An 18,179-nucleotide genomic window follows, 5' to 3' on the forward strand; every position below is an offset into this window, starting at 1 on the left:
TTATGACCTAAGGGGATTTTGTTTATTTAATTAAAAGTAGCGCTAAACCGATTACCACGAAAGCAACAATTTTATAACTTTCGTTGATAAGTATTAATTTAACCGGACGTTGTTCAAAGAAGTAGTTCTTAAGTCCTGAAAGGATTGTAATAATGCCGATAATGATAGCATTAAGTGGCGTCGCTGCATTGATAGCTGATAAGAATAAGATGGTAACAATACTGATGATAACTTCAACGATAACTGTCATAATCATTTCTTTTTTGCCATCGCCATTTTTACCAATGTCTTCAGGGTTAATTCCCATTGCTTCAATCCAAGGTTTTTGGAAGAGGAGGCCATACCAGAGGCCACCAATCATAAAGTTAATAATGCCAGTAACGATTGCGATAATAAGTGTCATTTTTTTCTCCTAATGTGAATACTTGGTGTTGCGAATTAATGTTTAACCTTGTACTCAAGTCCCAGGGCACCTGTGCTAAAGCTTTGTGAGCTGATCAGTTCTAAGTCTGTGCTGATATCTTCAAAGAGGCGCAAGCCATTCCCAACAACAGTGGGAGAGACTGACAATTTAATCTTGTCAATGAGATTTTCTGAAAGTAAGGAGCGTCCGAGGCGGGGGCTTCCTAAAATTAAAATATCTTGGCCGTCCTTATTTTTCAATTCTTTAAGGTATTGGCTTAAATTTTCAGACACTATGGTAGAATTGTTCCAGTCAGCGGATTTAAGACTTGTAGATGCAACGACCTTCTCAACATCAGTTATCCATTTGGCATGTCTGCGTTCATAATCAGTGACTTCAGGATTATCAAGCATGTCAGGCCAGTAACTGGACATCATTTCATAAGTTGCTTTACCCCAAAGAATGGTTTCAACGGTGGATAAGTTTTTTTGAGCAAAGGCTTCAAGTTCTTGATTATAGGCAACAAAGCCAATATCCATGGCTCCTTTTGGACCTTCGACAATGCCATCTAGTGACATGTGTAAAAACAAAACAATATCTCTCATTTTTCAGACTTTCTAATTTTTAAAGTAACTTAGATAGTATACTGTTTTAGCAAGATAAAGTAAATTGATGTGACTGAAAAAATATATTTAGAGTGCCAAAAGATTCTATTTATTTTTAGCTTGAAAGGCGGTTATTTTGATAAAATAGGAGTATATAGTGGTCAAGGAGCAGATAAATGACTAAAAATAAAAGAGAAAACACATTAGTTTTTCAAGTTGGCTATTTCCCTGGTAAATTATTGAAAGATCCGGTTTCCGCTAAAATTGTGATTGATCAGAATCAAGAAATTTCAGTACTATCAGAGACTGGTCAAGCACTTAGACATTTTAACTTGTCAGATATCAAAAAGATTAAGGACGGCCAAGGGAGTGCTACCATAAAGATTGCAAAACAAGCAGCATTAAATATCTTAGTATCTACTTCTGACCGTGAAGAATTTCTTAAATCATATGGTCCGAAAGCTTTGGAAATGGCCGGATTAGAGGGCTTTCCGAAGACTCAATCAGAACAAGATGGTAATGCTTTTCTAGAATATTTGTCTGAAAATGGTCATCAAGCTAAAACGGTAGATGGTTTGGATATTTTTGCAGGGCTTGGCATTACAGCTGCTTTATGTCTTATTCCAATATTAAAGTTATGGACGCTAGTCATTATTGTAGGCCTTATTTACCTGGTTTATAAAGTCAATACTTAATGAAAATGGCTTAAACCTTAGTTAAATTGCCTATTGACTTGACAAATTTGAGGAAAAATCAGATACTTTAATAGTAAAAGTTAAGATATCAGAATACAAATCTTTAGGAATAAGGAGTCTTAAAATGTCGCGAGAAATTGCAACAACCCTGACCAATATGTGTATGATTTATGATGATCAAGGGCGTGTTTTAGTTCAGGATAAGGTCAGCAATGACTGGTGGGGAATAACTTTCCCAGGTGGACACGTTCACTATGAAGAGTCAGTTGTCGACTCGACCATAAGAGAAATCAAAGAAGAGACTGGCTTAGATATCAGCGATTTGGAAATATGTGGCATCAAAGATTGGACCAATTCCGATGGCTCTCGCTATGTTGTCTTTCTTTATAAAACCAATAAATTCTCAGGTCAATTGCAATCATCAGATGAAGGTGAAGTTTACTGGGTTGATTTAGAAGAACTCAAACACTTGAAATTAGCTTCATCAATGGACATTATGCTTGAAGTTTTCTTACGTGATGATATCAGCGAACACTTTTTCTTCCAGGAAGATGGTGTTTGGAAAGACATTCTCAAATAATACTTTATGAAAGTCATCTCTAAGGATGACTTTTTTTAGGGGATTGGCTTTAAGGTGAGAGTTTTTGTTCATTTTTTCATGATATAATTAACTTAAGAAATGATGTAATAAATAGCATTAAATCAGGCTTGCAACTAACGGTTGACAAATTGACGTGCTAACTTTATAGCTTGCAACTCCATTTTTAAGTATGCTAAAGCTATCAAATATCTGGAGGTAAGAACAATGATTTTAGCAGATAAGATTATTGAGGAAAGAAAACGTAATGCATGGAGCCAGGAGCAATTGGCAGAAAAATTGGAAGTTTCGAGACAATCAGTCTCAAAATGGGAAAGTGCACAGTCAATTCCGGATATCAACAGAATTATTCAGATGGCAGCCATTTTTGGAGTTTCAACGGATTACTTATTAAAGGATGACTATCCAAAAGAAGAAAGCGGAAAGCTTGTAGAAAGTCATGACGAACAGGGACCAAAACGATTTGTTACACTTTCGGAAGCTCAAGATTATTTAAATCAGGTGCAAATAGACAGCCCTAAGGTAGCATTAGCTTCAAGTCTCAGTGTTTTATCCCCCATAGCATTACTTGCCTTATCTGGGATGGCTGAAAATAAATTAATGGGTCTCTCAGAAGGAATTGCTGGAGCAATTGGTATTGGCGTGCTTCTTATATTTGTCGCAATTGCTGTCTCCATTTTTATTTCAAGTGATAATCATCTTAAGAAATTTGATTACTTAGAAAAAGAAGCCATCGATACGGAATATGGGGTAGAAGGCCTTGTTAGAAAGCTTCAAAATGAATTTGACAGTCGTCATCAGAGACAGATTGTCATAGGCGTTATCTTATGCATACTAGGTGTCATCCCATTAGTCATGTCTTCCTTCTTAACCCAAGATGACCTTATTATTATCTTAATGGTTTGCTTGCTCCTTTCAATTGTCTCTATTGCTGTCAACCTGTTTGTCAAGAATTCAATGATTGCCAGTAGTTATCAAAAATTACTGGAAGAAGGGGACTTTAGTTTGGCCAAAAAGAAAAGTTCAATCCTTATCTCACGGGTGGCAAGTATCTACTGGTTATCAGCAACCGTTATTTATTTAGGATGGTCCTTTATCACTAATAGCTGGGGAATGACCTGGATTATTTGGCCAATCGCTGGAATTCTTTTTGTTATCGTGATGACCATAACTAAAATAGTCATAAAAGCTGAAGATTAGATAGCTGCCTCATTAAGAGGCAGTTTTTTCTTGCGGTCGTGTTATAATAGTAGTACTAAAAATAGAGGAGTTTCCCATGAAGATTTATTTTGCAAGTCCCTTATTTACTGAGATGGAATTTACCTTTAACCAAGTTTTGGTGGAGAAAATTCGTAAGGCTTACCCTGAAGCTACGGTTTTCTTGCCACAAGAACAAGGTGAGATTAATGATAAAAATGCCTATGCTGATTCTAAAATGATTGCTATGTTAGATACGCAAGCCGTTCTAGAGAGTGATTTTGTGATTGCGGTCTTGGATGGTCAGGTGATTGATCCTGGCGTTGCGTCAGAAATTGGAATTGCCTATCAAGCAGGTATTCCTGTCTTGGGACTTTATACAGATTCCCGTCAATTAGGAGCGGATAACCAACAAAAATTAGATGCTCTCCAAACCGTTGGAGAATCACAATTTGGTTATGTGAATTTGTATACTGTAGGACTTATCAAATTAAATGGTAAAGTGGTTAGCTCAAGCCAGGAACTCTTGGATGCCATTGCTGACTTCGATAACAACTAAATCATTTTTAGGTCAAAATAAACAGCTAAATTATTTTTAGATTGAAATAATCAAAGTTGTTTTTAAAATGAGAGACAATTGAACTGATTTATTTGCTAGAGATAAATCAGTTTTTGATTATAAATGACTGATCACGTAAAAAAGAGAAAGCTATATGGAGGAAAATCCAATGATTCGTTTTGCTAGTGTAGAAGATGCCCCAAGTTTACAAGTGATTTGTAAGGAAGATTTGGGTTATGACCAACCACTTGAATCTGTGACAAAACAACTTGCTCGCTTTCATCACAATCAAGACCATCCTATTTTTGTTTTTGAGGATGATGAGAGTCAACAGGTTCTTGGGTTTTTAGAAGCAGAGGTTTATGAAACGATTTACAGTGATCCTGGTCTCAATATTTTAGGCTTAGCAGTGGCTCATTCTAGCCAAGGAAAAGGGATTGGCAAAGCCTTGTTGACTTGTTTTGAAGCATGGGCCATGGATAGACAGTTTGCCTTTATCCGCTTGAATTCTGGCTCTCAAAGGCTTGAGGCGCATGCATTTTACCAAAGGATGGGCTATGATGGATGGAAGACTCAAAAACGCTTTATTAAGATGCGTGAAACTTTTGCTAGTTCGCAAACCAAGTAAACTATTTCACAAATATTTTTTTAGCTCAGATGTCTATTTTATAGTATAATTAAGAACTGTAATGACTATATACGAGGTAGAAAAATGAAAAAAGAAGATATTGAATTAGCTGAAATTCGCGTTTTTGAAAATTATAAGATTGAAACTTTAGAAGCTGGTCATGCTGTGATGACAACAGAAGTTGTTGAACATTCTTTAAATTATTACAATATTTCGCATGGTGGTTATCTTTTTACCCTTTGTGACCAAGTTGGTGGTCTAGTTGCTAAGTCCTTAGGCGTTAATGCTGTAACCTTGCAAGCTAATATTAACTACCTTAAAGCCAGTCGCTTAGGTGAGACGCTTTGGGTTGAAGGAAAAGCTGTGCATAGTGGTCGCACAACTCAAGTTGTTGACGTAGAAGTGAAAAACAAGGATGGTAAAGTTTTAACAAAAGTGAGCCTAACCCTTTACATCACTGGTAAGATTGAAGAAAATTAATATCTGAATCATTCATTTAGCTAGGACAATAGTCCTAGTTTTTTTATGCTAATCTCTTATCTTCTCATTTTTTAATCACAAATAAGGACTTTTATCGAAAGAAGTGGTAAACTAGTTATTAAGAATGATTATAATTAAGAAACAACAGGAGAAAGAAATGGCATTATTAGATTTTACAGATGTCTCCTTTGTTGCCGACGGTAAAACGATTCTAAGTGATATTAGTTTTGCGATTGAGCAAGGAGATTTTGTTTCCATTGTTGGTCCATCAGGGGGTGGTAAAAGTACCCTTTTAAAATTGGCTTCATCATTACAAAGCCCGACAAGTGGTCATATTACCTTTGAGGGGAAAAAACTAGAAGATTATGAACCAACGCAATTAAGACAGCAAGTGTCTTACTGTTTCCAAACACCTTATTTGTTTGGTGAAATCGTTAAGGATAACATCCAATTTCCTTTTGATATTCGCCATTTGCCAATGGACCAAGACCGTGTTAAAAATTTGTTTGACCTCTTCAAAATGGATCTTTCTTATCTAGAGCAAGATGTCAAAAAATTATCAGGTGGAGAAAAACAAAGAATTGCTTTGATTAGACAGCTTCTATTTACTCCAAAAGTACTTCTCCTTGACGAAGTGACCTCAGCATTGGATACGCAAAACAAAGAGATCGTTGAAGAAGTGATTGCTAATTTACAAGCAGAAGGGATGACTATTCTCTGGATTACCCATGATTCTAGCCAATCTCGTAAATATGCCAATAAGGTCATGACCATTGTTCAAGGTCAATTAGAAAGTATGGAGGTCATTAAATGAGTGGTGCAGATAATATTTCCGTAACATCTTTGCTTTTAGCATCGTCTTTAGTTCTGATTACTCTCTTCTTTTCTTATTGGCAAAAACTGAAACTTGAGAAAGAAATTATCATTAGTGCTGTCAGAGCTGTTGTTCAACTCTTAATTGTTGGCTTTATACTCGATTATATTTTTGGCTATAAGAACCCCATCTTTACAGCCTTACTTTTACTTTTCATGATTCTCAATGCCTCTCATAATGCTGCCAATCGTGGAAAGGGTATCAGCAATGGGTTTAAAATTTCCTTTATTGCCATCACTTTAGGGGCAAGTATTACCTTGTCAGTTCTCATTTTCTCAGGCATTTTACAGTTCGTTCCAAATCAAATGATTCCTGTCGGAGGAATGATTATTAGTAACTCAATGGTGGCCATTGGGCTTTGTTATAAACAACTGTTAGCTTCTTTCCGTGATAAACAAGAAGAAGTAGAAACCAAATTGGCACTTGGCGCAGATATTTTACCAGCTTCTATTGACATTATTCGTGATGTTATTCGGACGGGAATGGTGCCAACCATCGATTCCGCTAAAACTTTAGGAATCGTTTCCTTACCAGGAATGATGACGGGGCTAATTCTAGCAGGAACTTCTCCGATTCAAGCTGTCAAATACCAAATGATGGTTACCTTTATGTTACTCTCGACAACATCCATTGCTTCTTTTGTCGCTTCATATCTAGCTTATAAGGGATTTTTCAACAAAAAGAAACAATTACAAGTCAAGAAAAATTAAAAAAGATTGGAAAATTTTCCAATCTTTTTATTTACGATAGAGTTTGTCTTGTTGGTAGACGGGATCGAATGTCACATTAACGCCCAATTTACGAAGGACGTTTTTGTCCTCTTCGGTTAGGGTTACAGTAGAATGGGCTTCGCTACCTTTCAAGTTGCCAAGTTCTTTCATAGCAAGGTCGGCATCCTTATTAGTCATAGCAGTAATGGCTAACGCTATCAGAATTTCATTGGAATGTAAGCGAGGGTTTTGACTACCCAAGTGATTTACTTTAAGCCCTTGAATTGGTTTAACGTATTCAGGTTCAATCAATGGTGTTTCTTTAGCTATGTTGGCTAATTTCTTAATCGCATTAATCACTACTGCAGCAGTCGGTCCGAATAATTCAGATGTCTTACCAGTCACGAAACGACCATCAGGAAGTTCTAAGGCAAGGGCAGGAGCATGAGTAGTTTCAGCTTTTTCACGCGCCAAACCAGTTACCTGACGGTCTTCAGGGCTTACCCCAATGTCATTCATTAAGAGTTCAATCTTTTTAATGGCTGCTTCACTAACCCGTTCCGCTTTAAAGTCAACCAAGGTTTGGTAATAGCGACGGATAATCTCTTGTTTAGAAGCTTCAATGGCAGCCTCTTCATCAACAATAGAGAAGCCAACCATATTAACACCCATATCAGTTGGGGAAGCATAAGGTGATTTATTTAAAATCCTTTCAAAGGTCCGATTTAAGACTGGGAAAACTTCAATATCGCGGTTGTAATTGACGGTAGTCTTACCATAATTTTCCAAATGAAAGGGGTCAATCATATTAACGTCATCAAGGTCAGCTGTAGCAGCCTCATAGGCTAAGTTAACCGGATGATGAAGCGGTAGATTCCAAACAGGGAAAGTCTCAAATTTAGCATAACCAGAAGTCACGCCACGCATTTGATCATGATACATCTGTGACATACAAGTGGCCAATTTTCCAGAACCTGGACCAGGAGCCGTTACAACGACGAGGTTACGGCTAGTCTCGATATAGTCATTTTTACCCATCCCTTCTGGGGAAATAATGTGGTCAATATCAGTTGGGTAGCCCTTAATGGTGTAATGTAAATAGGAAGAAATCCCGTTTTTGTCAAGAGCTTTGCGGAAAGCATCAGCGGCAGACTGGTTATTATACTGGGTAATGACAACAGAGCCGACATAAATATCAAGGGTATTGAATTTGTCAATTAAACGGAAGACTTCTTGGTCATAAGAAATACCCAAGTCACCGCGCACTTTAGAATGCTCAATGTTATTAGCATTGATAGCAATTACAATTTCAACTTGGTCTTTTAGTTCTTTTAAAAGTTTAATCTTATTATCAGGTTCATATCCTGGTAAGACACGGGCAGCGTGGAAATCTTCCAACATCTTGCCCCCAAATTCCATGTAGAGTTTGCCATCAAATTGGCTAATGCGTTCAAGAATGTGGTCTCTTTGCAGATTTAAATATTTTTCGGAATCAAAAGCAATTTTTTTCATGTTTTACACCTCTGTTTAGCATTATAACAAAGAAGCAGAAAGAAAGAAAAGGATTTCCTGAATTTCTCTTATTTTTTAGATCTTTTAAGAATTATCAGTAGAATTTCCGAACATTAAATTGAGTTAATTCTGACCCGAGGAATGGCTTTTAGTATTGCATGAAATATAGGGCGCAGCCCATGTCGGTGCCTTCTTTCTTGCTATCTGTCATTTTTGTTGTTTGCCTAGTTAGGCAGCTTGGCAATTCTTAAAAAATAAAAAAGTGGTTGACAATTCTCATTTACTTGGTTATACTTATAGACAATTAAATACTGCTTTAAGCATGTTCCGTGAGACATGAAAGTGCAAAGAAGAGTTGGTAATCCCTACCCTCTTATTTTCTGTAGACTTTTTGTGGACTCACGGCCTTGCTGCGAGTCCTTTTTTGGGCCTAAAGGAGTGTTCAATTAATTAAGGTAGTCAGAGAGCTACTATTAAAAGGAGAAGAACATGTCACAAATGTCTTTAGACAAGAACAACAAGCGGGCCCTAGCGGCAGCCATTGTAGCATCAGGTACAGATGACTTAAACGTTATGTTCCTGGCTTTCTCAATGTCCTCAATCATCACCGAACTTGGCATAACAGGAGCTCAAGGTGGGTGGATTGCGACCATTACAAACTTAGGAATGTTGGTTGGAGGGTTGTTATTCGGCCTACTAGCTGACCGCCATCATAAATTCAAGGTTTTCAAATGGACGATTTTGGTCTTCTCAATCGCAACAGGCTTGATTTACTTCACTAAAAGTATTGAATACCTCTACATCATGCGCTTTATCGCTGGTATCGGGGTTGGTGGTGAGTACGGCGTTGCCATTGCCATCATGGCCGGAATTGTTCCACCAGAAAAAATGGGACGTATTTCTTCCCTTAACGGAATCGCTGGGCAGGTCGGCTCAATCACATCAGCATTACTAGCCGGGTGGTTAGCACCAGCCTTAGGATGGAGAGGACTCTTCTTATTCGGTTTAGCACCTATCTTATTAGTCCTTTGGATGAAGCTTGCTATCGACGATGACAAGATTTGGGACAATGGTGGTGATGAGTCAGAAGAAACTAGCCAACCCGTTAAAATTAACCAACTCTTCAAAACACCACAATTAACAGCCCAAACACTAGCTTTAATGGTTATGACAACCGTTCAAATTGCTGGCTACTTCGGCATGATGAACTGGCTACCAACCATTATCCAAACCAGCTTAAATATCTCAGTAAAAGACTCATCTCTATGGATGGTAGCCACTATCTTGGGAATGTGTTTAGGGATGCTAACCTTTGGTCAAATCCTTGACCGCTTTGGACCAAGAATGGTTTACTCAGCCTTCCTGATTGCTTCATCAGTCTGCGTTTACCTCTTCCAATTTGCCAACTCAATGCCGACAATGATTATTGGTGGCGCAATTGTAGGTTTCTTCGTCAACGGTATGTTTGCAGGGTACGGGGCAATGATTACAAGACTTTATCCACACCACATTCGTTCAACAGCTAACAACGTGATTCTAAACGTTGGGCGTGCAGTTGGTGGTTTCTCATCCGTTATTATTGGTAAAATCTTAGACGCCTCAGGTGTTCCAATGGTTATGATTTTCCTAGCATCGCTATACATCATCTCATTTATTGCCATGCTATCAATCAAGAACCTTAAATCATCAATCTATAGCAATTTATCAAACTAAATTATTTTAAAATTGTGAGAAAATAAAATAGTAGGTCACACAAATGACCATAGAAAAGGTCCTTAGCATAGCTAAGGACCTTTTTATTAATATTGAACTGATGTGGTCATTGGAAAGCTAGTTTTTACCTATTTATTAGAGTGTTAGCTGGACACCTAAAGCTTACTAAGGAATTTGTCCATTTCGATGCGAACTCTGGTATGACAAGCTTTAGCAATTAATTGCTCATTGACAAAGGCTTCTAATCGGAAGTCATAGCGTCGGCCTTCTTCTTTAAGAGCGGTAATGGTCACAGTTACTGGTTCCGTAATCTTACTGGCTTTAAGATGTTGGATAGAGATTTCGGTACCAACGGTGGATAGTTGACTGTCATTAAGGGATTCTTCTGTAAATTGGAAACAGGCATTTTCCATGAATGCAACTAAGGAAGGTGTAGATAAGACATCCAAACCACCAGAGCCCATTCGCTTTGCGGAATGCTCATTTTTGCTTTCAAAAACTTGAGAATAAATGGTCATGAATTTTCTCCTTTTTTCCTTTATTATAATACTTTAGTAGCTTTCAGTCTTATAGAAACTGTGAATATGTTATACTATAAAAAAAGTGATTGGATGGACTTATGAAGGAAAATAAAGAAGCTGTTACAGCTTATATTGCTGAGCGACCTGTGGATCAGCAGCGACAATTAGCAAGTTTAAGAAATGTCATTGTCAGCCAATTGCCTGATTCTGTGATAGAAGGCATTGCTTGGTCTATGCCCTCTTATTGGCAGAAGACCTATCTCATTCATTTTCAGGCTTACAGTAATCATTTAAATGTCTATATTGGTCCGGATGCGGTAGCTCATTTCACTGATATCTATCCCGACTTGAAATACAGTAAAAGGGGCTTTAAGTTGACTTATGAAGAGCTATTACCCCAAGAAGAAATTAAAGCTATGCTGAACTGGCTCTATGAAACATATGGCCAATAGGAGGTTGTCGTGAGACTGGATAAATTTTTAGTGGAAGCTGGACTAGGCAGTCGGACGGAAGTTAAGGCACTCCTGAAGAAGAAGCTGGTTATGGTTAATGGTAAGCCGGAAAGTCAGGCCAAGCTGCAGATTGATCCTAATAAGGATCAGGTGACCTACCAAGGGCAAGAGTTGGTTTATGAGGAGTTTCTTTATTATCTTTTGAATAAGCCTCAAGGAGTGGTTTCGGCGACTGAGGATCAGCTTCATCAAACGGTCTTGGATTTATTGGATGAGACGGCTAGGCGTAAATCGGTCTTCCCGGTGGGACGCTTGGATAAAGACACGCATGGTCTTTTATTACTGACCAATGATGGGGATTTGGCTCATCGGCTCTTATCGCCCAAAAAACATGTGAATAAGGTCTACGAGGCGGAGGTTGATGGCATCATGATGGAGCAAGATATAGAAGCTTTCGCTCAGGGAATTAGTCTATCAGACCATCAATGTCAGCCGGCAAAATTAGAGATTCTGGCTATTAATACGGAAGCAAATACCTGTCGCGTTCGTATTACCATCAAAGAAGGGAAATTCCATCAGGTCAAACGGATGGTCCTAGCTTGTGGTAAGGAAGTGACAGACTTGCAACGTCTTTCAATGGGACCATTACACTTGGACCCTCAATTAGCCTTAGGAGACTTTAGACGTTTAAATGAGGACGAACTTCAATCATTGTTGAAGCTTAAAGTATAAAAAAGCCGTTACCTTTTCAGGTAACGGTTTTCTAGAGCCATTTTTTAAATTTAGAATAGAGAATTGCTGAAATAAAAATAGTAATGGCAAAAGCAATAACTAAAGGATAGGCCATGGGATTGTCCAATTCAGGCATATGTTTAAAGTTCATCCCATACCAACCAACTAAAATGGTAAGTGGCATACAGCAAGTGGTAACGGTAGTTAGGACAGCCATATTCTTATTTTGACGCATTTCTAATTGTGATTTAGCTAATTCACGAATTTGAATGATGGTTTCACGCAAGGTGAGAACGGTCGTTTGCAGACGAGTGACTCTGGCTGAGAAAAGGTGGAAGAAACGAAGATTTTCTTCTTGGAAGAAGTTGTTCTCATTTTCCGACAATTCTTGAGCCAGATCAATCAATTGAATATAATGACTATTTAACTTGGTCAATTTCCGTCTCAATGCATTAAGTTCTTGTTCTTTGTATAGTTGCTTGCCGTCTAGAATCGATTCTTCTAAATTGTCTAAAAATTTATCGAAGGATTCTAATAATTCTGAATCCCCTTTGATAATATTTTCCAAAAAATCATAGATAAAGCGTTCCAAACTTGGTTTTTTCCATTTTTTACTTTTTTGGATTTTTTTGATTAAATGCTCAACATGATCATGACTATCGATGAAGACAATACCTCGTTCATCAAGTGCAAAGGAGAAATCAATAGCTTGGTTGAGTAAATCCTCATGATTAGGAATTTTGAAAGTCCCGGTTAAGGAGTCTAAGTTGACTTCTGCCTTGGTCGAACGAGCATTAGTGAAGTCAAATTCCATATCAATACCCATTTTTAAGGCATCTTGAATACTAGGCCATTCATTTGGTTTGATGACAGCAACAAAAGGGATTTGTTCTTCTTGGCAGGTTTCAAAAGTGGTTGGTTTTAATTTTTCTAAAATTTGATAATACATATGCTTATTATAAGCGCAAAAAGCAAAAAAAGCTAGTTGAAACTAGCTTTTTTTAGAGGTATGAGTTTTCTTTAAAATTCATTATTTTTTAGTTATCGATGCGATTAGATAGCCCACTCGCCACCACGGAAGATTGGGACCACTTGACCATCTTTAGTAATACCATCAATATCCATTTTTTCAGAACCAATCATGAAATCAACATGGGCAGTTGAACGGTTCAAACCAGCTGCTTTTAACTCTTCTTGAGTCATTTCAGTTCCACCTTTTAAGCTGAAGGCATATGCTTGACCGATAGCTAAGTGGTTTGAAGCATTTTCGTCAAAAAGTGTATTGAAGAAAGTTAAACCAGATAATGAAATTGGTGTTTTATGAGGAACTAGAGCCACTTCACCAAGGGCTCGTGCCCCATCATTTTCTTCAACAAGACGTTTAATGGTTTCTTCCCCTTTTTCGGCTGTTACTTCTGTAATTTGACCGTCTTTGAAGGTGAATTTCATGCCTTCTATAACGACACCAGCATAACTCAAAGGTTTTGTAGAAGAAACATAGCCATCAGCACGGCGATAATCCGGAGCCGTAAAGACCTCTTCGGTAGGCATATTGGCAATGAATTCTTCGCCTTGTGCATTTGTGCTTCCTGCAGCTTCCCAAAGATGGTTTTCAGGCATACCTAAAGTTAAATCAGTACCTGGAGCCATGTAGTGAAGGGCATCAAATTGATAGTCATTTAATAAATCAGCTTTTGATTCAAGGCGTGCTTGATGCTCATCCCAAGCTTTGATTGGGTCTTCTTCATAAATACGATTCATTTTAAAGATAGCATCCCACAAAGCATCAACTTGTTCTTCTTCAGTAGCAAGATCAGGGAAGACCATTGCAGCCCATTCTGGACTTGAAGCCGCAACTAAATTCCAAGAGAATTTGTTAGCTTGAGAAGCAGCTCTTTGTTTTTCAAGAGCAACAGCAGTCGCTTTAGTTGATTCAGATAAGCGTTCAGAATCGACACCAGCAAATGCGTTAGGGTCTGATGAACGAACGAATAAACGGCTAGCATTTTTGTCTAAGAAATAGTTTGATTTTTCAACCAAGTAATCCGGAACGTTAACCAAACGATCGTAGTCAGCATGCATTAAACGTAGCCGAGCAATTTTGTCATCAATGTATTCAACAACAACTTCAGCAGCGCCAGCTTGGTAAGCTTTTTCAGTTAGGATGGAAGCCAATTTGTGATGCTCTACAGAAATAGCAATAATCAGTGTGTGTCCTTTTTGAACATTAACACCTTTTGTAATTAAAAGATCAGCATATTTTTCTAAATTTTTTTGAAAATCAGGTAAAACCATGAAAAGCTCCTTCTTAAAGATATAGTAAATCTAATGTAGCATAAAAGTGCCAAAACCTCAAGATTTATAGCATTTTATAGAGGTTTTCCTTGTTTGTGATTTGCTTAAAATACTGTTTCGTGTTACTATATAAAAAAGAAAATCTATAATTGAGGTGGCAAATTGGCATTTGGTGAAAATGGACCACGTAAGAAAACAGCATTTGAAAAAATTACAATGTTTGTTGTTATCTTAATGGTTCTCGTAACTGTAGGTGGCCTTATTGCAGGTGCACTATCAGTATTGATGTAAAAAAAACGCCAATAGGCGTTTTTTTAAAGTAAATGAAAGTAAAGAGAAGAATATGAGTATGTTTTTAGATACTGCTAAAATCAGCGTTCATGCTGGTCGAGGCGGTGATGGAATGGTCGCTTTTAGACGTGAAAAATATGTCCCTAATGGTGGACCTTGGGGTGGTGATGGTGGTAAAGGTGGCTCTGTCGTCTTTAAAGTTGATGAAGGATTAAGAACCCTTATGGATTTCCGTTATAACCGTAAATTCCGAGCAAAAGCTGGTGAAAAAGGGATGACAAAAGGGATGCACGGTCGTGGCTCTGAAGATTTGATTGTCCCAGTTCCACCAGGAACTACTGTAAAAGACGCCATTACAGGCAAAGTCATTACGGACCTTGTCGAAAATGGACAAGAATTTGTGGTTGCTCAAGGTGGTCGTGGTGGTCGTGGGAATATCCGCTTCGCAACACCAAGAAACCCAGCACCAGAAATTGCTGAAAATGGTGAACCTGGTGAAGAACGTGAGTTAGAACTTGAACTTAAAATTTTAGCTGATGTTGGTTTAGTTGGCTTCCCATCTGTAGGGAAATCAACTCTTTTAAGTGTTGTTTCAGCTGCCAGACCAAAAGTTGGTGCTTACCATTTCACTACAATTGTTCCTAATCTAGGTATGGTTCAAACCAAGTCAGGTGAAAGTTTTGCCATGGCTGATTTACCAGGTTTAATTGAAGGTGCCAGTCAAGGAGTTGGTCTTGGAACACAGTTCCTCCGTCATATTGAAAGAACCCGTGTTATCTTACACATTATCGATATGTCAGCATCCGAAGGACGTGATCCTTATGATGACTATGTTTCTATCAATAATGAGTTAGAAACCTATAATTTACGACTTTTAGAACGTCCACAAATCATCGTTGCTAATAAAATGGATATGCCAGAAGCAGACGAAAACTTAAAAGTATTCAAAGCAAAACTGGCTGAAAATTACGATGAATTTGACGAACTTCCTTTAGTCTTTCCAGTATCAACCTTGGCTAAACAAGGATTAGATAGTCTAATGGATGCTACGGCAGAAATGCTAGCAAATACTGATGAGTTCTTACTTTACGAAGATAGCGATTTCCAAGATGAAGAAGTTTACTATGGCTTTGATGGTGAGGAAAAAGACTTTGAAATCAGCCGTGATGATGATGCTTCTTGGATTCTAACAGGTGAAAAACTGGAACGTCTCTTTGTGATGACTAATATGGAACGAGATGAATCCATCATGAAATTCGCCCGTCAACTTCGTGGTATGGGTGTTGATGAAGCCCTTCGTGAACGTGGGGCTAAAGATGGTGATTTGGTACGAATTGGTAACTTTGAGTTTGAGTTTATTGATTAACTTGCTACTTAGCAATGGTGCTAAAGCACCTATCGTTAAGACGGCTTTCGCTATTTCGTTAATAATAAAATGATATAATCGTAAGTAAGGAATAGTATCTTTTTATGGAGGTTTTTTATGGGTGATAAACCAATATCCTTCAAGGATAAAGATGGCAATTTTGTTTCGGCCGCGGATGTTTGGAATGCAGAAAAATTAGAGGAGCTCTTTAATCTTTTAAATCCCAATCGTCGCTTGCGTCTGGAACGTGAAAAATTAGAAAAGAAAGAAGGATAGGGATTATTATACCCTATCCTTTTTAATAATGTTTTCCTGGTGAGAGTGTAGCCGTAGCCAGTTAAAAAATGTGTAGATATCATTCATCAGAAAAACAGCATAACAAATAGCAACTGAAAAATGACTACTAATTGTAGCGGCTTCTAATAGCCAAAGAATGATTAAGACAATATCATTGATCGCAAATATTAAAGCAAAGTAGGGACTTCTTTTATAGGATAAAAAGGTCGCAGCAAAAGTTGTTGTGATGGACAAAGTTGAAATCAAAAGGAAGGAGGTGTGAAAAATCCCTAAGACAAAATAAAAGATTATCGTTACTAGAAAGCTTAGAAAACTAATCAGATAAATATCTTTGATGCTTAGGTGACTAATAAGCACTTGTGATTTCCTCCCCATAAATGGGTGGCTTAGCCATGAGGACAATGCCAAAATTGCCATGGGAAGCGTCATTGTAAAGTATACCAAGACTTCACCAAAGTATTGGTTTTTTAATGAGATATAGGCATAAAGAACAGAAAAGATGAGAAAAAGTCCTTGTCCTAAAGGATTTGCCTTTGCTAAAAAGATCAATGCCGAAGCTCCAATTAAAGAAGCAGATAAAGCTAAAAGATTTGATTGGTGAAAAAAGAGGTAAGAGGATAATATGGTTGCGATGGAAAAAAACCAAAGTGACCACTCAAATGTTGTAAAATAGTTAAACTTTGCCATAAGAATATTCAAACACAGCAGAAAGCTTATGTCAATAGTCTTTAAAGGAGGTTACTTGTATTTAAATGGTACTTTTTCAGATAATCTTGTTCAATGAATGCACGGTCATGCGACACGCTAATAATTGCCCCTGGAAAATTAGCAAATAAGTCCCTTACTAAAGGTTGACTTGTCGGCGAAAAATGACGCGTTGGTTCATCTAAAATTAAGAGTTGCGACTTATGGAGAACCATTTTGGCTAAAAATAATTTTGCCTTCTGCCCCCCAGAGAGCTTGCTCGTTCCATGGTTAATTTCTTCCCGAGTAAATTGTAAACTAGCTAAGAGACTGCGCGCCTTTTCCAAATCATCAAAGGCTAGGAAATCCAGAATCTTTTCATCTGTAGACATTAGGTCATCATAATTTTGAGGCATATAGGACCATGAAAAGCTGGCATTTTGACTTAATTCAGCAACAATTTCCTTTAATAATAGGCTTTTACCAATCCCATTATCACCTGTAATGACAATTTTATCTTGCGCCCTAATAGAAAGATTGATTTTTTGACCCGTTTCCAGTTGGCGATTTTCCCAGTGCAGAAGTGTTTTGTTTGAGGCTAATTGCTCAATATTGGAGAAAAATATAGAAATACTTTCTAATTGATCTGGGATTTCAGTCAATTCTTCTTCAGCAATGCTCAATTTACGTTCTTGAGATTTGATATTTTTCATTTTTTTAGCTAAAAGTCTACCAGCAGTAGAGTCTTTAGTTGCATTCAATTGGTGGTGAAGACTTGATTGGATGCGTTTCTGCTTGGCTTCTTTTTTTTGAAAATCGTCGCGCTCTTTAGTGGCGATTTGTAACTGTTTATCATATTCTTCTTGTCTATGATTTTTGTATTCTGGGTAAGAACCTTTGAAGAAAGTCCACTTAGGTTTCCGACGTTTTTGGGTTAATTCAAGATGTAATACTGCAGTGGCACAAGAGGACAAAAAGGACTCATCATGAGAGATAAAGATGACTGTTTGGTCTGTCTCTCTAATAATTTTTTCTAGCCAAATCAGAGTATCTAAATCCAAATCACTAGAGGGTTCATCTAAAAGTAGACAATCAGGATTCATTGCTAAGGCTTTAATGACCTGTAGTTTAATCCTTTCTCCGCCAGATAGATCTACAAGACTGATATCTTCTTTATCCAATAAGTCCAAATTGAAATGACAGGCTTGAGCTAATTGGAAGAAAGAATTTAAATCAAGATGGGCCAAATCCTCTTCATTGTAGATGTAATCTGTTAATCTTTTAGCAGCAGTTTCGCTTTCTAACTCTTGTGGCAAATAGAGGACTTTATTGTAATCAGAATGTACTTGACCTGATACTTGGAGATAATCCTCAAGGCAATTGGGGTTATATAAATATTTTAATAAATTCGATTTGCCTGTTCCTTCTTCACCGATGATGGCAACTTTATCACCTGAATGAATGGTTATGCTCAATTGATTGAGAAGTTGGGAAAGGTCTTTCAGATGGGTAAATGATAAGTTTTTAATTTGTAGCATAGGATCTCCTTTAATAATTTTGACTCAAG

22 protein-coding genes are annotated in these 18,179 nt (G+C 37.6%); 14 read left to right on the top strand and 8 right to left on the bottom strand.

The features are described 5' to 3' along the window. Positions 1-22 precede the first annotated feature (22 nt). A complete protein-coding gene (locus tag A9Q68_RS01320) occupies positions 23-403 on the bottom strand; it encodes a DUF1761 domain-containing protein (RefSeq protein ID WP_071792862.1) in 381 nt (126 codons plus the stop codon). Between the two features lie 35 nt (positions 404-438). Continuing rightward, positions 439-1,008, bottom strand: a complete 570-nt coding sequence (locus A9Q68_RS01325; protein WP_071792863.1) for a dihydrofolate reductase family protein — start codon at positions 1,006-1,008, stop codon at positions 439-441. Between the two features lie 176 nt (positions 1,009-1,184). Here A9Q68_RS01325 and A9Q68_RS01330 point away from each other — a divergent pair, with 176 nt between their 5' ends. The 8 genes from A9Q68_RS01330 (at position 1,185) to A9Q68_RS01365 (ending at position 6,749) form a co-directional block, all read left to right on the top strand. Beyond that, positions 1,185-1,703 (top strand): hypothetical protein, encoded by a 519-nt coding sequence (locus tag A9Q68_RS01330; protein WP_071792864.1) that lies wholly within the window; start codon positions 1,185-1,187, stop codon positions 1,701-1,703. A gap of 124 nt (positions 1,704-1,827) precedes the next feature. Further along, complete coding sequence (locus tag A9Q68_RS01335) at positions 1,828-2,283, top strand: 8-oxo-dGTP diphosphatase (protein WP_071792865.1); 456 nt, start codon at positions 1,828-1,830, stop codon at positions 2,281-2,283. Between the two features lie 225 nt (positions 2,284-2,508). Beyond that, entirely contained in the window at positions 2,509-3,501 is a 993-nt protein-coding gene (locus A9Q68_RS01340) for a helix-turn-helix domain-containing protein (RefSeq protein WP_071792866.1), read from the top strand. 76 nt (positions 3,502-3,577) lie between these two features. Then, positions 3,578-4,057 carry a nucleoside 2-deoxyribosyltransferase gene (locus A9Q68_RS01345; protein WP_071792867.1) on the top strand — a complete coding sequence of 160 codons (480 nt, stop codon included), beginning with the start codon at positions 3,578-3,580 and terminating at the stop codon, positions 4,055-4,057. A gap of 169 nt (positions 4,058-4,226) precedes the next feature. Further along, a complete protein-coding gene (locus tag A9Q68_RS01350; RefSeq protein ID WP_071793706.1) occupies positions 4,227-4,685 on the top strand; it encodes a GNAT family N-acetyltransferase in 459 nt (152 codons plus the stop codon). A gap of 84 nt (positions 4,686-4,769) precedes the next feature. Continuing rightward, entirely contained in the window at positions 4,770-5,165 is a 396-nt protein-coding gene (locus A9Q68_RS01355; protein ID WP_071792868.1) for a PaaI family thioesterase, read from the top strand. Between the two features lie 157 nt (positions 5,166-5,322). Then, a complete protein-coding gene (locus tag A9Q68_RS01360) occupies positions 5,323-5,979 on the top strand; it encodes an ABC transporter ATP-binding protein (RefSeq protein ID WP_071792869.1) in 657 nt (218 codons plus the stop codon). Beyond that, a complete protein-coding gene (locus A9Q68_RS01365) occupies positions 5,976-6,749 on the top strand; it encodes an ABC transporter permease (protein ID WP_071792870.1) in 774 nt (257 codons plus the stop codon). The genes A9Q68_RS01360 and A9Q68_RS01365 overlap by 4 nt, the downstream gene beginning before the upstream one ends. Positions 6,750-6,776: 27 nt before the next feature. Here A9Q68_RS01365 and A9Q68_RS01370 read toward each other — a convergent pair whose 3' ends face one another. Next, positions 6,777-8,261, bottom strand: a complete 1,485-nt coding sequence (locus A9Q68_RS01370) for a DUF1846 domain-containing protein (RefSeq protein ID WP_071792871.1) — start codon at positions 8,259-8,261, stop codon at positions 6,777-6,779. A 489-nt stretch (positions 8,262-8,750) separates the two neighbouring features. On the opposite strand from A9Q68_RS01370, the gene A9Q68_RS01375 reads away from it, so the two are divergent. Next, positions 8,751-9,974, top strand: coding sequence for an MFS transporter (locus tag A9Q68_RS01375; protein ID WP_071792872.1), 1,224 nt, complete (start codon positions 8,751-8,753; stop codon positions 9,972-9,974). A 155-nt stretch (positions 9,975-10,129) separates the two neighbouring features. Here A9Q68_RS01375 and A9Q68_RS01380 read toward each other — a convergent pair whose 3' ends face one another. After that, complete coding sequence (locus tag A9Q68_RS01380) at positions 10,130-10,492, bottom strand: thioesterase family protein (RefSeq protein WP_071792873.1); 363 nt, start codon at positions 10,490-10,492, stop codon at positions 10,130-10,132. 101 nt (positions 10,493-10,593) lie between these two features. On the opposite strand from A9Q68_RS01380, the gene A9Q68_RS01385 reads away from it, so the two are divergent. Together A9Q68_RS01385 and A9Q68_RS01390 are read left to right on the top strand one after the other, a co-directional pair. Continuing rightward, positions 10,594-10,947: an iron chaperone gene (locus A9Q68_RS01385; protein WP_071792874.1), complete on the top strand. Its 354-nt coding sequence runs from the start codon at positions 10,594-10,596 to the stop codon at positions 10,945-10,947. Positions 10,948-10,956: 9 nt separating this feature from the next. Next, the gene (locus A9Q68_RS01390) at positions 10,957-11,679 is read left to right on the top strand and encodes a pseudouridine synthase (RefSeq protein ID WP_071792875.1); all 723 of its coding nucleotides are present in this window, start codon (positions 10,957-10,959) and stop codon (positions 11,677-11,679) included. 31 nt (positions 11,680-11,710) lie between these two features. On the opposite strand, the gene A9Q68_RS01395 is transcribed toward A9Q68_RS01390, so the two are convergent. Both A9Q68_RS01395 and A9Q68_RS01400 read right to left on the bottom strand, forming a co-directional pair. Next, positions 11,711-12,628 carry a magnesium transporter CorA family protein gene (locus A9Q68_RS01395; protein WP_071792876.1) on the bottom strand — a complete coding sequence of 306 codons (918 nt, stop codon included), beginning with the start codon at positions 12,626-12,628 and terminating at the stop codon, positions 11,711-11,713. 104 nt (positions 12,629-12,732) lie between these two features. Continuing rightward, positions 12,733-13,974: an aminopeptidase gene (locus A9Q68_RS01400; protein WP_071792877.1), complete on the bottom strand. Its 1,242-nt coding sequence runs from the start codon at positions 13,972-13,974 to the stop codon at positions 12,733-12,735. A 162-nt stretch (positions 13,975-14,136) separates the two neighbouring features. Between A9Q68_RS01400 and A9Q68_RS01405 the strand changes: the two genes are divergently transcribed. The 3 genes from A9Q68_RS01405 to A9Q68_RS10640 all read left to right on the top strand — a co-directional run bounded on the left by A9Q68_RS01405 (position 14,137) and on the right by A9Q68_RS10640 (position 15,907). Beyond that, on the top strand, positions 14,137-14,265 hold the full coding sequence (locus A9Q68_RS01405; RefSeq protein ID WP_003099126.1) for a DUF4044 domain-containing protein: 129 nt from the start codon (positions 14,137-14,139) through the stop codon (positions 14,263-14,265). 52 nt (positions 14,266-14,317) lie between these two features. Next, positions 14,318-15,631, top strand: a complete 1,314-nt coding sequence (obgE, locus tag A9Q68_RS01410) for a GTPase ObgE (protein ID WP_071792878.1) — start codon at positions 14,318-14,320, stop codon at positions 15,629-15,631. A 117-nt stretch (positions 15,632-15,748) separates the two neighbouring features. Further along, a complete protein-coding gene (locus A9Q68_RS10640) occupies positions 15,749-15,907 on the top strand; it encodes a hypothetical protein (protein WP_102777395.1) in 159 nt (52 codons plus the stop codon). 6 nt (positions 15,908-15,913) lie between these two features. Here the strand turns inward: A9Q68_RS10640 and pnuC are convergent, their stop codons facing one another. Together pnuC and A9Q68_RS01420 are read right to left on the bottom strand one after the other, a co-directional pair. Next, positions 15,914-16,615: a nicotinamide riboside transporter PnuC gene (pnuC, locus tag A9Q68_RS01415; protein ID WP_071792879.1), complete on the bottom strand. Its 702-nt coding sequence runs from the start codon at positions 16,613-16,615 to the stop codon at positions 15,914-15,916. 41 nt (positions 16,616-16,656) lie between these two features. Beyond that, a complete protein-coding gene (locus A9Q68_RS01420; protein WP_071792880.1) occupies positions 16,657-18,150 on the bottom strand; it encodes an ATP-binding cassette domain-containing protein in 1,494 nt (497 codons plus the stop codon). Positions 18,151-18,179 lie beyond the last annotated feature (29 nt).

The sequence above is a fragment of the Streptococcus bovimastitidis genome (genome assembly GCF_001885095.1).
In the GTDB taxonomy this organism is placed as follows: Bacteria; Bacillota; Bacilli; order Lactobacillales; family Streptococcaceae; genus Streptococcus; species Streptococcus bovimastitidis.

What these genes read in the sequence shown, in the direction of transcription:
- A9Q68_RS01320 (WP_071792862.1), bottom strand. Translation starts at nt 403, where the DNA reads ATGACACTTATTATCGCAATCGTTACTGGCATTATTAACTTTATGATT.
- A9Q68_RS01325 (WP_071792863.1), bottom strand. Translation starts at nt 1,008, where the DNA reads ATGAGAGATATTGTTTTGTTTTTACACATGTCACTAGATGGCATTGTC.
- A9Q68_RS01330 (WP_071792864.1), top strand. Translation starts at nt 1,185, where the DNA reads ATGACTAAAAATAAAAGAGAAAACACATTAGTTTTTCAAGTTGGCTAT.
- A9Q68_RS01335 (WP_071792865.1), top strand. Translation starts at nt 1,828, where the DNA reads ATGTCGCGAGAAATTGCAACAACCCTGACCAATATGTGTATGATTTAT.
- A9Q68_RS01340 (WP_071792866.1), top strand. Translation starts at nt 2,509, where the DNA reads ATGATTTTAGCAGATAAGATTATTGAGGAAAGAAAACGTAATGCATGG.
- A9Q68_RS01345 (WP_071792867.1), top strand. Translation starts at nt 3,578, where the DNA reads ATGAAGATTTATTTTGCAAGTCCCTTATTTACTGAGATGGAATTTACC.
- A9Q68_RS01350 (WP_071793706.1), top strand. Translation starts at nt 4,227, where the DNA reads ATGATTCGTTTTGCTAGTGTAGAAGATGCCCCAAGTTTACAAGTGATT.
- A9Q68_RS01355 (WP_071792868.1), top strand. Translation starts at nt 4,770, where the DNA reads ATGAAAAAAGAAGATATTGAATTAGCTGAAATTCGCGTTTTTGAAAAT.
- A9Q68_RS01360 (WP_071792869.1), top strand. Translation starts at nt 5,323, where the DNA reads ATGGCATTATTAGATTTTACAGATGTCTCCTTTGTTGCCGACGGTAAA.
- A9Q68_RS01365 (WP_071792870.1), top strand. Translation starts at nt 5,976, where the DNA reads ATGAGTGGTGCAGATAATATTTCCGTAACATCTTTGCTTTTAGCATCG.
- A9Q68_RS01370 (WP_071792871.1), bottom strand. Translation starts at nt 8,261, where the DNA reads ATGAAAAAAATTGCTTTTGATTCCGAAAAATATTTAAATCTGCAAAGA.
- A9Q68_RS01375 (WP_071792872.1), top strand. Translation starts at nt 8,751, where the DNA reads ATGTCACAAATGTCTTTAGACAAGAACAACAAGCGGGCCCTAGCGGCA.
- A9Q68_RS01380 (WP_071792873.1), bottom strand. Translation starts at nt 10,492, where the DNA reads ATGACCATTTATTCTCAAGTTTTTGAAAGCAAAAATGAGCATTCCGCA.
- A9Q68_RS01385 (WP_071792874.1), top strand. Translation starts at nt 10,594, where the DNA reads ATGAAGGAAAATAAAGAAGCTGTTACAGCTTATATTGCTGAGCGACCT.
- A9Q68_RS01395 (WP_071792876.1), bottom strand. Translation starts at nt 12,628, where the DNA reads ATGTATTATCAAATTTTAGAAAAATTAAAACCAACCACTTTTGAAACC.
- A9Q68_RS01400 (WP_071792877.1), bottom strand. Translation starts at nt 13,974, where the DNA reads ATGGTTTTACCTGATTTTCAAAAAAATTTAGAAAAATATGCTGATCTT.
- obgE (WP_071792878.1), top strand. Translation starts at nt 14,318, where the DNA reads ATGAGTATGTTTTTAGATACTGCTAAAATCAGCGTTCATGCTGGTCGA.
- A9Q68_RS10640 (WP_102777395.1), top strand. Translation starts at nt 15,749, where the DNA reads ATGGGTGATAAACCAATATCCTTCAAGGATAAAGATGGCAATTTTGTT.
- pnuC (WP_071792879.1), bottom strand. Translation starts at nt 16,615, where the DNA reads ATGGCAAAGTTTAACTATTTTACAACATTTGAGTGGTCACTTTGGTTT.
- A9Q68_RS01420 (WP_071792880.1), bottom strand. Translation starts at nt 18,150, where the DNA reads ATGCTACAAATTAAAAACTTATCATTTACCCATCTGAAAGACCTTTCC.